At 74.5% G+C, this 13,500-nt stretch carries 13 protein-coding genes; 6 read left to right on the forward strand and 7 right to left on the reverse strand.

From position 1 onward, the window contains the following. Positions 1-59: 59 nt before the first annotated feature. Positions 60-512: a hypothetical protein gene (locus tag ABT048_RS08380; protein ID WP_350520529.1), complete on the reverse strand. Its 453-nt coding sequence runs from the start codon at positions 510-512 to the stop codon at positions 60-62. Between the two features lie 244 nt (positions 513-756). After that, positions 757-2,235 carry an alpha/beta hydrolase family protein gene (locus tag ABT048_RS08385; protein ID WP_502893985.1) on the reverse strand — a complete coding sequence of 493 codons (1,479 nt, stop codon included), beginning with the start codon at positions 2,233-2,235 and terminating at the stop codon, positions 757-759. A gap of 345 nt (positions 2,236-2,580) precedes the next feature. Here ABT048_RS08385 and ABT048_RS08390 point away from each other — a divergent pair, with 345 nt between their 5' ends. The 3 genes from ABT048_RS08390 to ABT048_RS08400 all read left to right on the forward strand — a co-directional run bounded on the left by ABT048_RS08390 (position 2,581) and on the right by ABT048_RS08400 (position 5,394). After that, positions 2,581-3,903 (forward strand): sensor histidine kinase, encoded by a 1,323-nt coding sequence (locus ABT048_RS08390; protein WP_350520531.1) that lies wholly within the window; start codon positions 2,581-2,583, stop codon positions 3,901-3,903. After that, positions 3,900-4,562 carry a response regulator gene (locus ABT048_RS08395; RefSeq protein WP_350520532.1) on the forward strand — a complete coding sequence of 221 codons (663 nt, stop codon included), beginning with the start codon at positions 3,900-3,902 and terminating at the stop codon, positions 4,560-4,562. The genes ABT048_RS08390 and ABT048_RS08395 overlap by 4 nt, the downstream gene beginning before the upstream one ends. A gap of 184 nt (positions 4,563-4,746) precedes the next feature. Further along, positions 4,747-5,394, forward strand: coding sequence for a hypothetical protein (locus ABT048_RS08400; RefSeq protein WP_350520533.1), 648 nt, complete (start codon positions 4,747-4,749; stop codon positions 5,392-5,394). A 95-nt stretch (positions 5,395-5,489) separates the two neighbouring features. On the opposite strand, the gene ABT048_RS08405 is transcribed toward ABT048_RS08400, so the two are convergent. Further along, positions 5,490-5,945: an SRPBCC family protein gene (locus tag ABT048_RS08405; RefSeq protein WP_350520534.1), complete on the reverse strand. Its 456-nt coding sequence runs from the start codon at positions 5,943-5,945 to the stop codon at positions 5,490-5,492. Positions 5,946-6,163: 218 nt separating this feature from the next. On the opposite strand from ABT048_RS08405, the gene ABT048_RS08410 reads away from it, so the two are divergent. Continuing rightward, entirely contained in the window at positions 6,164-6,694 is a 531-nt protein-coding gene (locus ABT048_RS08410; protein WP_350520535.1) for a YrhB domain-containing protein, read from the forward strand. Positions 6,695-6,784: 90 nt separating this feature from the next. Here the strand turns inward: ABT048_RS08410 and ABT048_RS08415 are convergent, their stop codons facing one another. The 4 genes from ABT048_RS08415 to ABT048_RS08430 all read right to left on the reverse strand — a co-directional run bounded on the left by ABT048_RS08415 (position 6,785) and on the right by ABT048_RS08430 (position 10,809). Beyond that, entirely contained in the window at positions 6,785-7,429 is a 645-nt protein-coding gene (locus tag ABT048_RS08415) for a hypothetical protein (protein WP_350520536.1), read from the reverse strand. A gap of 142 nt (positions 7,430-7,571) precedes the next feature. Then, positions 7,572-9,086, reverse strand: a complete 1,515-nt coding sequence (locus tag ABT048_RS08420) for an MFS transporter (protein WP_502893986.1) — start codon at positions 9,084-9,086, stop codon at positions 7,572-7,574. A gap of 265 nt (positions 9,087-9,351) precedes the next feature. Then, positions 9,352-10,119 carry a class I SAM-dependent methyltransferase gene (locus tag ABT048_RS08425; protein ID WP_350520538.1) on the reverse strand — a complete coding sequence of 256 codons (768 nt, stop codon included), beginning with the start codon at positions 10,117-10,119 and terminating at the stop codon, positions 9,352-9,354. A 45-nt stretch (positions 10,120-10,164) separates the two neighbouring features. Continuing rightward, positions 10,165-10,809 (reverse strand): DUF6461 domain-containing protein, encoded by a 645-nt coding sequence (locus tag ABT048_RS08430; RefSeq protein WP_350520539.1) that lies wholly within the window; start codon positions 10,807-10,809, stop codon positions 10,165-10,167. A 126-nt stretch (positions 10,810-10,935) separates the two neighbouring features. On the opposite strand from ABT048_RS08430, the gene ABT048_RS08435 reads away from it, so the two are divergent. Both ABT048_RS08435 and ABT048_RS08440 read left to right on the forward strand, forming a co-directional pair. Continuing rightward, complete coding sequence (locus ABT048_RS08435; protein WP_350520540.1) at positions 10,936-11,898, forward strand: phosphotransferase family protein; 963 nt, start codon at positions 10,936-10,938, stop codon at positions 11,896-11,898. A gap of 179 nt (positions 11,899-12,077) precedes the next feature. Then, entirely contained in the window at positions 12,078-13,328 is a 1,251-nt protein-coding gene (locus tag ABT048_RS08440) for a S1 RNA-binding domain-containing protein (protein WP_350520541.1), read from the forward strand. Positions 13,329-13,500: the final 172 nt, after the last annotated feature.

Below are 13,500 nucleotides of genomic sequence, written 5' to 3' on the forward strand. Positions count from 1 at the left end.
CGCGGGCGCCGAGCACGCCGCAGCGGCCCCGGTCCCGCCCGGCTGCCGGGCCCGCGATCTCAGCGGACCGGGCCGAGGAAGGAGTCGACACCCTCCGCCGTGACGGGCAGCCGCAGGCGCCGAAGGTTCCCCTCACCCTCCAGCTCGACGACTCCCTCCGGGGTGACGGTCATGGTCAGGACGTACGTGGTCCGTGTCCTGGTCCGGTACACCCATCGGTAGGCGTAGGTGCGCCGGGCCTTGCGCCAGTCGACCGGACGCGCATCCCAGTCCGCCGCCTCCCACCGGACTTCCTCGTACTGGCGCTCTGCGCCGCGCCAGATGATCAGCTGCGGTTCGGTTCGCCAGACCTGCTCGTCGAAGTACGCGCCGAGCGTCGTGGCCAGCTCGTCCCTGGCAGCCCGCAACAGCCTCGCCGAGTGCAGTCCGGTCTCCACGGCCGACGCCGAGACGAGTTTGCCCTCGAACGGGCGGTCGTCCGGCTGCGGTTGCGGCTCCGTCGGCGGAACCACCGGTCGCTCCCGAGCCCCCTTGGCCGCCGTTGCCTGCTGTGCTTCCTGTGCTTCCTTCGCCTTCGCGCGTCGACGGCCGAAGCGTCCGAACATGCGCCTGCACCCCTCCCCACGGCAGCCGGAACGCCATCGTGCACCGCCGCCGTGACCGGGACAAGACGGCACGGCCTGCCGGGCGTGCGGGGGCGGTCCCGTGTCGTCGGTGGACGACGACACGGGACCGCCCGGCTGCCGGCGGTTGCTGTCAGGGGTGGTGGACGGTGAGGTCGCCGTAGGTCCGCAGGGCGCCGGGCAGGTCCCCGGGCGCGGCCCGCAGCGTCGCGTCCAGGAAGGCCAGGGTGGCTCCGGCGACGACGCGCGGGCTCTCGGTGCGGCCCAGGGAGCCGACGATCGAGGGCACGGGCGGCAGGTACAGGGGGCCGTCCATGAAGGTGAGGTGGGCGGCGCCGGGGACGGTGAGCCGGTAGCTCGTCGCGGTGTCGGCGTCGAGGGCCGCGGTGAGCCGGGGCAGGTAGCGCGGGTCGGTTCCGGGGGTGACGGCCTGGGTGAGCGCGAGGGTCGGCTGGACGAGGGCGGGCGAGGCGGGGCCGTGGGGGAAGCCGTCCAGGTCGATGACGGCGTCGAACCGGTGGTCCTGCCGGGCTGCCTGCAGGGCGGCGGCGCCGCCCATGGAGTGGCCGGCCACCGCGACCCGGCCGGTGTCCAGGCGGCCGGTCAGCGGGTCGGCGCCCTCGCCGCGGTCGACGGCGTCCAGCCGACTGAGGACGAAGCCGAGGTCGGCGGCCCGGACCGCCGTCCAGCCGGCCGCCAGTTCCTCGTCCTTCTCCGCGTCACCGCTGGAGGCGGTCTCGCCGGTGATCGTCCGGCCGTCGGCGAGGACGACCGCGGCGGAGTCGTACGGGTGGTCGAGCGCGGCCACCACGTAGCCGTGGCTGGCCAGTTCCTCCGCCCAGGCGGTGTTCTGGGTGCGCACTCCGCCCGACCCGGGAGAGAACAGGACGACCGGGAACCGGCCCCCGCCGCCGTCCACCGGGGCGTCGAAGACCGAGCGGCTGCGGGCACGGGGGACACCGTCGACCAGGAACCCCGGCAGACCGACGCCGCGGGCCAGCGCCTCGGAGACGGTGCGCGCCTCCTGCTCCGTGCGCCCGAGGTACTGGGCCCGCCGCGCGCCCGCCGGGCTCTTCTGCGCGGGGTACCAGAGCTGGACGACGACCGTGCGCAGGTCGGTCGGATCGGCGGTGAAGGTCTCGGGGCGGCCGGGGTCGGTCCACTGCACCACGCGGGTGCCGACCGCGAAGCCGCCCGTCGGCTCGGGGAACACGGGTACGGGGAAGGCCCAGGCGGCCACCGGGCTCGTGGCGATCAGGCCGGCGCAGGCCACCGATCCCGGCAGCGCCAGCCACCAGCGGGCCCGCCACGCCGGCCGGCCGGTACGGCGGCGCAGCAGCGGAGCGAGGGCGAACGGCAGCGCGAGGGCGGCGCCCGCGAGGACGGGCAGCAGCTGCCAGCGGATCCCCGTCACGCCGAGCACGATCGCGGACGGCACGAGAACCGCTCCCGCCGCGATCGTGACACGCGGTCGGGCGGCGGGGGGAAGCCAGCGCGCCACCACCAGCGCGACGGCACCCAGCAGGGCGAGGATTTCCAGGGGGGACATCTGCGGTCCCTCGATGATCTCGGTCACCCGGTCATGCTCGGCGCCGGGCGTGCGCCGTCGCATCGGCCCCGGGTCGTCGCCGTGTGCGACCGCGGTCGCCATGCGTGGCGGCTCCGGTGCGACCGGAGCAGGGTCCGGGAGCCCGGATCGGCGGCCGCGTTGCGACCACGGGAGGTAGCGGGGCTCCTCCTGAGGTCGTATCCGGGCGCGGGGCGATCAGTCGGTGGGATCATGCGCTCCGCTGGGCGCGCGGCCTACCGTGACCAGGCCGCGACGTGCCGGGGAGCGGGTAACGTGCCGGGCAGCGCGAGCGCGGGGCGTACGGACCCGGACTCGACTCGGATCCGGCGGTACGCGGTGTCGGCCCCGTCCGGGGCAGGCCTGACGCCGGATCGACAGGGACGTGTGATGACCGAGGCGGCCGCGGAACCCGGCCAGGCCCGCCGGGTGCGGGTGCGGGAGTTGGCACGGGTGAGCGAGTGGGGGCGGTGGGCGGGGTCGGCCCCGCCGTCGGCGGGGTACGCCGGCCCGGCCTCCGCGCGAGCGGCCCGGCTGGTCACGGCCGCCGGGCGCTGGAGCACCCGACTGCCGCCCGTGGTGTGGGACTCGCTGCTGCCTGCACTCCTCCTCCTCAACGTCCTGACCACCCGCACACCGCGGGAGCTGCCGGTGGCCGCGGCCCTCACCGCCGCCCTCGCGCTGCCCCTGCTGTGGCGGCGCCGGGCCCCGCTGACGGTGTTCGCCGCCGTGGCCGCCGCGGCCTTCGTCCAGTGGCTGATGGACGTCCAACTGCCCGCGGACGTCGCCTTGTTGGTGGCCCTCTACACGGCGGCCGCGCACTCCGGCCGGCGCGGCGTGCTCGTCGCCGGTGCCGTCGTGGAGGCAGGGGTCCTGCTGGCCTGCCTGCGCTGGGCGACGGACGGCGCGTTCCTGACCCCCTTTGCTGCGGTCACCGCGATGGCCGTGGCCGCCGCCGTCCTCGGGGTGAACGCGCGGACCACCCGGGCCTACCTCGCGGCCCTGGTGGAACGGGCCGCACGCCTGGAGCGGGAGCAGGAACAGCAGGCGCGACTGGCCGTCGCCGAGGAGAGGACGCGCATCGCCCGGGAGATGCACGACATCGTCACCCACAACCTGTCCGTCATGGTCGCGCTCACCGACGCCGCCGTCTACGCCCAGCACCGGTCGCCCGACCGGGCCACCGCCGCGATGCTCCAGATCTCCGAGACGGGCCGCCAGGCCCTGACCGACATGCGGCGCTCGTTGGGCATCCTGCGCACCGACGAACCGGACGCGGAGCGCCACCCGTTGCCCGGCCTCGCCCAACTGGACGCCCTCGCCGAGCAGATGTGCGCCACCGGGCTGCCGACCCGCCTCGACCTCCACGGCGGCCACGGCCACGTACCCGCCACCGCCCAACTCACCGTCTACCGCCTGGTGCAGGAAGCCTTGACCAACACCCTCAAGCACGCCCCCGCCGGCACGCGCGCGAACGTCCGGATCCGGTGCGCGGCCGAGACCGTCACCGTGGACGTCACCGACAACGGCCCCTGCCCGCCGGCCCCCGGCGCCGCACCGTCCGGCCGCGGCATCCCCGGCCACGGCATCCCCGGCATGCGCGAGCGCGCGGCCGCCTACGGGGGGACGCTGCGGGCCGGCCCGCTCCCGGGCGGCGGCTGGGGCGTGCACACCCGCCTCCTCCTCGGCAGCAGCGGAGCGGTGTCCGCATGACGATCCGCATCCTGATCGCCGACGACGAGGCGCTGCTCCGCATGGCCTTCGGCACGGTCCTGGACGCCCAGCCCGACATGACGCCGGTCGGCGAAGCGGCGGACGGCAGCCAGGCCGTACGCCTCGTCCGGGAGCTGCGCCCCGACGTCGTCCTCATGGACGTCCGGATGCCCGGGACCGACGGGATCGAGGCGACCCGACAGATCGTCAGGATCGCCCCGCAGAGCAAGGTGCTGATCCTCACCACCTTCGACCTGGACGAGTACGCCTTCGCCGGGCTCAACGCCGGCGCCTCGGGCTTCCTGCTGAAGAACACCAGGCCCGAGGAACTGCTCACCGCGATCCGCAACGTCGCCGCGGGCGACGCGGTGCTCTCCCCACGGATCACCCGCCGCCTGCTGGAGGACCTCCGCCCGCACATCCCCGACGGCGGCGGCACCCACCACGACGAGCGGCTGGAGCGGCTCAGCGGCCGCGAACGCGAGGTGCTCGTCCAGGTGGCCTGCGGCCTGTCCAACACCGAGATCGCGGCCACCCTGCACCTCGCCGAGGCGACCGTGAAGTCCCATCTGGGGCGGATCCTGCACAAGCTCGAACTCCGCGACCGGATCCAGGCCGTGATCTTCGCCTACGAGAACCGCCTCGTCCATCCGGCATGACCCCGCCGCCGGGAAGAGCGCCGGTCAACCGTGCCTCCCGGCAACGGCGTTGTCGGGGGTCCACGCCGTCCTTCCCAGTGACAGTTCAGTCCGGAACTCCCGTTTCCGTTTGGCGTGTCCACGCTGCCGGAATCCCTGTGCCTCAAGAGGGCCGTGAGGCCCCGTAGCGAAGGGAACCGCCAGCGTGCGCCACGTCATCCGGACGACACTCGCCCTGCTCACCGCCACCACCGCGACGACGGCCACCGCGGCCCTCCTCCCCGCCCCGACCGCACACGCCGTGCCCCGGCAACCCGGCGCCGTGGCCTTCGGCATCCGCTTCGACCCGGACGGCGACCCCGCCCAGTGCGGCGGACGCCAGGGCGACCAGTGGCACGTCAGCGGCGAATGGTCCGACGAGATCCGGCTCGACACCGACGACCGCCCGGGCGGCTGCCGGCTCGCGTTCGGCATGTTCGACCCGCAGAACGTGCTCGGCTCCGTCTCCGTCCGGTACGCGTGGCAGTCCGCCCCCGGTACCGGCCCGGGTCAGTGCGGCAACCAGGGCGACTACCGGATCCCGACCTCGACGACGGACCGCACCTTCGGCCCCGCGATCCGCATCGACACGGACAGTCGACCGGGCGGGTGCACGCTCACCTTCCTCGTGTCGAACACCGAGCACGCCGTCACCCTCGACATCCGGTACGCCGGGGACGGCGACGTCACCCAGTGCGGGGGCTCGCTCCCGAACGACCAATACACCGCCTCCCCGGGCCACCCGGTGGCGCTCGCCGTCGACACCGACAACCGCCCCGGCGGTTGCCGCCTGCAGCTCCGGCTGAACACCTGACCGCCGACGGCCCGATCCGCAGAGCTCGCCGCGCTCGGACCGGCCGACGCGGCTGGTCCGGCCCCGGCCCTGGCCCCGGGCCGACTCCGCCGCCGTCAGGTGTCCTTCGGCGACGGCCCGGGGTCGGCCCCGGCGGCGAGGTCCTCGATGAAGCGCTTGAAGCGGCGCAGGTCGCCGCGGACCTGGACGCCGAGTACGCCGAGCTTGTCGGCGGCCTTCTCGGCGAAGCCGGTGGGCTGGAAGTCCATGGTCATCGTGACCCGGGTCCGGGCCGCGCCGAGCGCCTCGAAGTCGACCGTGCCGGTGTGCTTCACGCTCTCGCCGGTGGTCCGCCAGGCGATCCGCCCGTCGGGCACCCGCTCGATCACCTCGGTCTCGAACTCCCGGGACAGCCCGGCGATCCTGGTCCGCCAGTGCGCGTGGCGGTCGTCCAGCTGCCGGACCTCCTCCACTCCCTCCATGAACTTCGGGAAGTCCTCGAAGGTCGCCCACTGGTCGTAGACGACGCGGACGGGCACCTCCACGTCGATCGATTCCACCACCGTGCTCATCGGGCCTCGCCTCTCCATGCCGTCCTGTCGGCCGACCCACCGAGCGGCTGCCGAACGGCGGCGAACGCGCAGGCGGTGTCCCTGCCAATCTGGGCCGTGAGCCCGGTGGCGGCAACCGGCGCGCCGCCGGCAGGCCGGGCCGGGGCGCCCGGGCCGGGGCCGCGCGAGGGCGCCGGGACGCGCGGAAATCCGGTTGACCCGGGGGGAAGGATGGGGCCGTGATCTCCGAGAAACGAGCGGTCGAGCTGGTCGAGTCCTACCTGGCGCGCGAGCTGCCGAACTGGTCGTGGGCGAGGCTGATCCCGGAGCTGGCCGTCTACGCCGTCGAGGAGCGGACGGTCGGGTGGCTCGTCCACTGGACGTCGGCCGAGGGCGCCCGCGACCCCGCCAAGCGGGGGTTCCTCCACGGCGGCCCCTACCTGGTCGACCGGGAGGACGGGAGCATCCACTTCGTCCCCGGCTGCCGCTGGACCGACGACTGGGAAGAGGACTACCTCCGGGAGGTCAAGGGCTTCAGGGCGCCCGATCCCCTCGCCGCGGACGTCCGCCGGCTCGCGAACACCGTCGGGACCGCCGCCGCCATGCAGCACCTGCGCAGGCAGGCCCCGCGGGTGAGCCTGCAGGAGGCCAGGACCTTCGTGGCGGCCGTCAGGGACGGGAGCGAACCGTCCGAGGAGCTGGCGAGCCTCACCCGCCCGCCCAAGCAGGACGTGGGCCCGATCGAGACGCTGGCCGGCCCGGTCCGGTAGCAGCCCGGCCCGGCCCGGCTGTCGCGCTCGCCGCGACGTCGCCCCCGTCCCGCCCCCGTCCCGCCGCCGCCCCGACGCGGCCCCGCCGCGTCAGACGTCGGCGGTGCGGCCGGCGTTCACGGCCAGGTCGAGGTGGCGGGCGAGTTCGGGCAACTGCCGGACGGGGTCGCCGGCGGTGATGGTGCGGGGCATCGCGAGGGCGATGGCGCCCACCGCCGCCAGGGCGAGACCCTCGCCGGCGGTCAGCCCGGGATCGTCGAGCAGCACCGCCCCGCTGAGCACCCGGGTGACCTCCTCGGGCACGCCGCCGTCGAAGCCGTCCTCGTCGTCCAGGTCCCGGCCGCACGCGAGGACGGCGGCCGCGTACTCGGCCACCTGCCGTCGGCCGGTTCGGGCGGCCAGCTCCGCCACCCACACCGCCGCGCGGCCGGCGGCGGCCGCCGCGATCACCGCCGCGGCCGCCACCTGTGCGCGCTGCCGCACCGCCGTGCGATCCGCCCCGGCACACTCCGCCGGGTCCTGCTGCGCACGGGCGACGCGGGCCGCCGCGTAGTCGGCCCGGTCGGCGGCGAACAGCACCAGCCCCGCGTCACCGCCGTCGCCGGGCCGCCTGCCGTCGTCGTGCGTGTCGTCATATTGCGTGTCGTCGTACTGCCTGTCGTCGTACTGCCTGTCGTCGTGCTGCTCGTGGTCGTCGTCGGGCCGGCCGCCGGGCAGGGGAGTCACATGCGTCATACCAGGGTGAACTCACCAGCACCGTCGAGGTCACGCTCCGGCCGTTCGGACCAGTGACGAACTGCCGTACGGCAGCGGGCCGCAGGCCCGGGTGCCCGTACGCACCGGGGTGCGCGAGGCCCGGGCGTCGCCGAACCGCGCCCTACGCCGGGCCCGGCCCGCGTCCGGTCGGCTGGGCGGCCGGTTCCTCGGCGGTGGTCTCGGTCTGCACGCCCGGACGCAGGCCCACCACCGCCACCACGGCGGCGACCGCCATGATGACCGCCATCCAGTAGAGGACCGTCTGGGTGGCGTGGGCGAAGTCGACCCGGAAGAACTGCGGGATGTTCGCGGTGCTTCCGCCGCTCTGCGCCTGGACCTGGGAGAGGTGGGCGGCGGTGGAGACCGCCTGGTCGTGTGGCAGGCCCTGGGCGACCAGGGAGTCGGTCAGCTGGGACCGCAGATCGGTGACCAGGACGGTGCCCAGGACGGCCAGCCCCAGGCTCGCCGCGTAGTTGCGGACCGTCTGGGTGATGCCGGTCGCCTCGCCGTAGGACAGCCGCGAGGCGCGGTTGACGGCGTCCGTGCTGGAGGGGCTGAGCATGAAGCCCATGCCCGCGCCGGCCAGTACGACGTCCCACTGCTGCTCGCTGAAGCTCAGCGTCGTCGCGTCGCCCGCCCACAGGTAGAACCCGACCGCGGCCAGGACGCACCCGGTCACCACCGGCCGCTTCGCGCCGCCCCGGTCGAGCATGCGGCCGCCGATCTGCGAGGCGATCACGAACCCGATGAAGAAGTAGAGCAGGAAGACGCCGGCTTCCGAGGAGGAGTCGCCCAGCGCGATCTGCGCGTACTCGCTGGAGAAGAAGAACACCGGGACGAAGACCAGCATCGAGATGCCGAGCACCAGGTTCTGCACGGAGAACGCGCGGATGCGGAAGATGTCCACCTGGATCAGTGGCGAGGCGGTGCGCTTCTCGACGAGTACGAAGACGACCAGTAGCAGGACACCGGCCGCGATGCACAGGCCGATCGCCGGGTTCGACCAGCCCCAGACCTGCGACTGCTGGAACCCGAAGACGCTCAGCCCGACACCGCCGGCGATCAGGGCCAGGCCCCGGTAGTCCATGGGGGCCGGCCGGATGTCCGTCACCGGCTTGGAGACCGCGATCAGCACCAGTGCGATCGCCGCCACCGGCAGGTTCACCCAGAAGATGGCCCGCCAGGTCCATTCGGTCAGGTAGCCGCCGAGGACGGGGCCGATCGCGGTCAGACCGCCCGCGATGCCGAAGAACAGGGCCAGTGCCCGTCCCCGCTCGCGCAGCGCGAAGCTCTGCACCACGATGGCCAGCGCCGCCGGGAACATGATCGCGCCGCCGAGGCCCTGGACGGCGCGGAAGGTGACCAGCCACGCCTCGGCCGCGCTCCCGGTGGGGGTGAGGCCGCAGCAGGCCGAGGCGCCCGCGAAGACCAGCACCCCGAGGACCACCATCCTGCGGTGGCCGGCGGTGTCGGCGAGCCGGCCGCCGAAGGCGAAGAACGCGGCCAGGGTGAGCAGGTAGGCGTTGACCGCCCACTGCACCCCGGTACTGGTCAGTCCCAGCTCGTGCTGGATGTTCGGCACGGCGATCGACACGATGGTCTGGTCGATGAAGGTCATCGCGACGGCGAAGATCATCGCCGCCAGCACCAGGTAGCGGGAGGATCCGCCGGCGGGAGCAGTCTTCACGGTTCGCTCTCCCTCCGGGGTGCGTCCGCGGCGGTTGCCGGCGGACCACCTGTGGGGCGGGCCCGCTCCCTGGGGGAGCAGGCCCGATTCCTGCCGTTCGTTCGGCGGCCCCATGCTAGCGACCGGCCCCGGAGGACGCCCGACGGCGCGCAGCGTGGCGGCCTCCGCGATCGAATCGCCCTGCACGCCCCGGGGCCGTCGGGAGGCCGCGTCGCTACGCGGGTCCCCGGCGTGCGAGGTGGACGATGATGTCGGCGTCGATCTCGACCGTCTCCGGCAGGGCCCGGGTGATCGCGTCGTAGGCCTGCTGTCGGGTCGACCGCGGCAGTTGGAGGTAGGCCGAGACGGTCGACAGGTAGCCGACGTACTCGGGAGCGCGCATCGTCAGGCGCCGTGGGACGACGGTCTGTCGGACGTCGACGAACAACGGGGAGCGCTGCAGCTCCGTGCCCGGCCACTGCAGCTCCGCATCCGGCGCCGTCCCGTCGGGAGACGGTATGTCGTCGCTCTCCAGGAACGGCGCCCGGGCCGCACGCACGGACTCCTCGACGGCCGGGTCGGCGAGCTGGACCGGCCCGCCGAACGAGGCGAACACGCCCTCCGGTTCCAGCAGCGCGGCCACCCTGGACCACCGGCCCTCCGGGCGCGTCCAGTGCAGGGCCGCCGCGGCGTAGACCAGCCCGTACGCCTGACCCGGCTCCAGGTCCTCGAACGCGGCCCGCACGGTCGTCACGTTCCCGGCAAGGTGCTTCCCCAGCTCGGCGAGCATGGCGGCGTCCGGCTCCGTCGCCGTGACCGCGACGCCGTGCCGGGCGAACAGCCGGGTCGCCTTGCCCGTCCCCGCACCGATCTCCAGCGCCGTCCGGACCGGGCCGCCCGCGTACGCCGTCACCACGGCGGCGAGCTCGTCGGGATACCCGGGCCGGTACCTCTCGTAGGCCTCGGCGATCGCGCCGAAGCTCAGTGCACGGGCAGCAGACATGCCGAGCATCCTGGCACGGCCGGGACGGACGGCGCTCGGCAATACCTACGCAGGCTCCAGCAGGACGGCCGGCAGGGTGCCGTTCACGACCGTGTCCTGCGGCAGCGAGAGCCCGAAGAACGCGTCGACGACGCCCAGCGCGGTGCGGTGGACCTCCCGGCGGTTCCGTTCCGCGTCCGGCAGGCCGGCCGCGGTGAGCAGGTCCTGCAGCGGGGCGGCCGTTGCGGGCTCGCCGTCCACTCCTTCGTAGCCCCAGGAGCCGTCCAGGTGGAGGTTGAAGGCGCTCAGCAGCCGGCCGTCGTGGAAGGCCGCGAACTGCGGCGGCACCGGCTTGCCGTTCTCCTCCTCGTACTCCAGGACGAAGACGTGCGCGCCGCCGTGCGACACCGGGGCCGCCGAGCCGAACTCGCCCGGCCAGCCGCCGTACGCGACCGCGTACGTCCAGTCCTCGAACCCGCCGAGGCGCAGGCCTATGCCGTCGAAGGTGCCGCCGTAGGTGTCCTCCATGAGGTCCAGCAGGGAGTCCCCCGTGTGCTCGCCGACTGCCACGGCGACGTGCTTCACGCCGTGCACGACCGCGGCGAGGCGGTCGGCGAGTTCTTCCCCGGAGAGCCCGCGGGCGAGCACCACGTGGTAGCCCCCGAAGGCGATGGCCTGCGGGGCGGCGAGCCAGGTCGTTCCATCCGTCATGGCGCCCATCCTGCCCGGGCCCACTGACAATCCGGGCTCCGGTCCGGCGAAGCGGGCGTCCCCGTGCTCCCGGTACCCCGGCGGCCGGGCGTTGCGCGCACGGTCACGCGGTGGTGAGGTGGCGGGGTGACCGACCATGATGAGGCCTCTGCCGTACGGACGTTGACACTGGCGTGGGTGGGCCGGCACCTGGAGCCCGGCGAGCGGATCGTCAGGACCGCGGCGCTGCACGGCGGGATCACCGCCGAGGTGCGCAGGCTCACCATCGGCACGCGGGACGGCGGCACCCGTCACCTGGTGCTGCGGAGCTTCGTCGGCCCGTCGTCCGCCGCGAGTGCCGAGGACTGGCTGAGCCGGGAGGCCGGCGCCCTGACCCTGCTGGCGGGGACCGACGTGCCGGCCCCCGCGCTGGTCGCGGTCGATCCCACCGCCGAGCACTGCGAGCATCCGTCGCTCCTCATGACACGGCTGCCCGGCCGGACGGTCCTCGACGACGCCGGGGTGCGGACGCGCGTGGCGCTGCTGGCCCGCCAGTTGGTGGCGATCCACGCGGTGCGGCCCGCCGAGCGCCCCCGGGCGTACGTGGCGTTGACGACCGCCGAGACCGTCGTCGTCCCGACGGGCGCCGACGCGGCGGCGTGGGCTGCGGCGATCGACGTGATCCGCGGACCGGCGCCGTCGTACGAAGGGCGGTTCCTGCACCGGGACTTCCAGCCCGGCAACGTGCTGTTCGACGTGCCGCCCGGACGGCCGGAGGGTGCGCGGATCACCGGTGTCGTCGACTGGGCGACCGCCTCCTGGGGCCCGGCGGACCTCGATGTGTCGCACTGCTCCACCAACCTCGCGCTGCTGCACGGCCCGGCGTGGGGCCGGCGCTTCGCCGAGGCCTACCAGGAGGCCGGCGGCGTGTTGGCCGCGGCCGCGAACGAGCGGCTGTACTGGCGGGTGCGGGACGCCCTGGCCTGCTCGGAGGAGGTGCGGGTGGTGGCACGGCCGTGGCGGGAGGCGGGCAGGACGGAGCTGACGACGCGAGCCGTGGAGGCGCGGCTGGACGCGTACGTCACCGCGCTGATGGACGGGTCGGGCTGAGCGGGAGGCGGTCCGGGGACCGGGGACCGCGGGACGCGCCCGCGACGGCGTTCCCCGGGCCGCCGGAAACGGGGGAGCGCCGGGCCGGCCGGTTCCGGCAGGATGGCCCGATGAGTTCTCACCGCCGGCACCGACACTCCCGCTCGCGCCGCAGCGCGGGCACCGTGGGGGTGTGACGCGTGCTGCCGTACGTCTACCAGGTCACCAAGTACGATCCCGCGGACCGCGATGAGCGGGGTTCCTACACCGGCGCCGAGGAGGCCGTCAGCGACCACGGGCCGGTCGAGGCCGCCTACCTGGCGGCGGTCGCCGCCTTCGCCGAGGACACCGGGGTGCGCCAGCTGGCCGTCCGCGAGCCCCAGGTCGCGCCCGGCTTCGTGCACTTCGGCCTGGAGCCGGCGATCGAGGGCGGCGGCCTCGCCGGACTCTTCCCGCCCGACCTGACCGGCTACCACGACGGGGCACCCGTACCGCTGACGGTCGGCCTGGAACTGGTGCGGGCGATGCTCCGCGACAACGGCGCCTGGTGCCGCCTGGAGGTCGAGGACACCTTCGCGGTGCACGTCGGCTGGGACCAGTACGTGTACGTGGGCAGCGCCGTGCCCTGCGAGGCGGCCCTCGCGCGCACCCGCGAACTGGGGCTCTTCCCCGAGCCGCTGGAGGCCTCCCCGTACGACATGGAGCTCGACGAGTCCGGTGTGCAGCGCCCGGCCGACGACGACTTCTGGGCGCGGGTGCGGGCGTGCGTGGCGACGGGCGAGGCGGCGCTCCTGGAGGAGATGCACCTCGGCAACGCCTCCCGCTGGCATCGGCTCGACGAGGGCTCCCTTGCGGCGGTGCGGGCGCGGCTGACCCCCCGTGCCCGGCTGGAGGTCTGGCCGGACCTCTCCACCGACGTCGGCGCCGTCCTGGCCGCGCTCCCGGAGGACGGCCTGGTCGAGTTCGTCTGGGAGGAGCAGGACGGCCGGATCACCAGCGTGGTCGCCGACGAGGACGACTTCCAGGCCGTGGCCGCCCGGGTCGCCGGTGCCCGGGCCGCCGCGCTCCTGTCGGTGTACGTGGACGAGCGCACCCCGCTGTTCACGGCCGTCCTGCCCGACGACGACGGCGTCGTCCGCGCCCGGTGGGGGACCGAACCGACCCCGAGCGACCGGGCCTGGGCCTTCCTGAGGACCCTGCGCCGCGGTCAGAGCGTGACCGGCACCGTCACCGGGATCGCCGACTCCGGCGTCACGTCCGTCGACATCGGCGGCTTCACCGCGACGATCGACCTTCCCGAGCCGTCCCGGCGCCCGGTCGACCACCCCGGCGACGTCGTCGCGGTCGGCCGGCAGGTCACCGCGGTGGTCCTCGACGTCGACCTGGTGCGGGAACGGGTGCCGCTGTCGCTCAGGGCACTGCAGGAGGACCCGACGGGGCAGGACGCGTAGCAGGTGCGCCGGACCGTCCCCCGGAGGGGGTCACCGGGCCCGGCCGTCCCGAATCCGAAGCACCAGCGTGGGATCGAGTTCCTCCGCGCCCGTGAAGCGCGGGGTCGGTGTGGCGCGCGGGCCGCGCGGGCCAGCAGGGCCCCGTTGTAGGCGACGGCCAGGCGCCAGTCGT

The organism is Kitasatospora sp. NPDC096140 (genome assembly GCF_040303045.1).
GTDB lineage: Bacteria > Actinomycetota > Actinomycetes > Streptomycetales > Streptomycetaceae > Kitasatospora.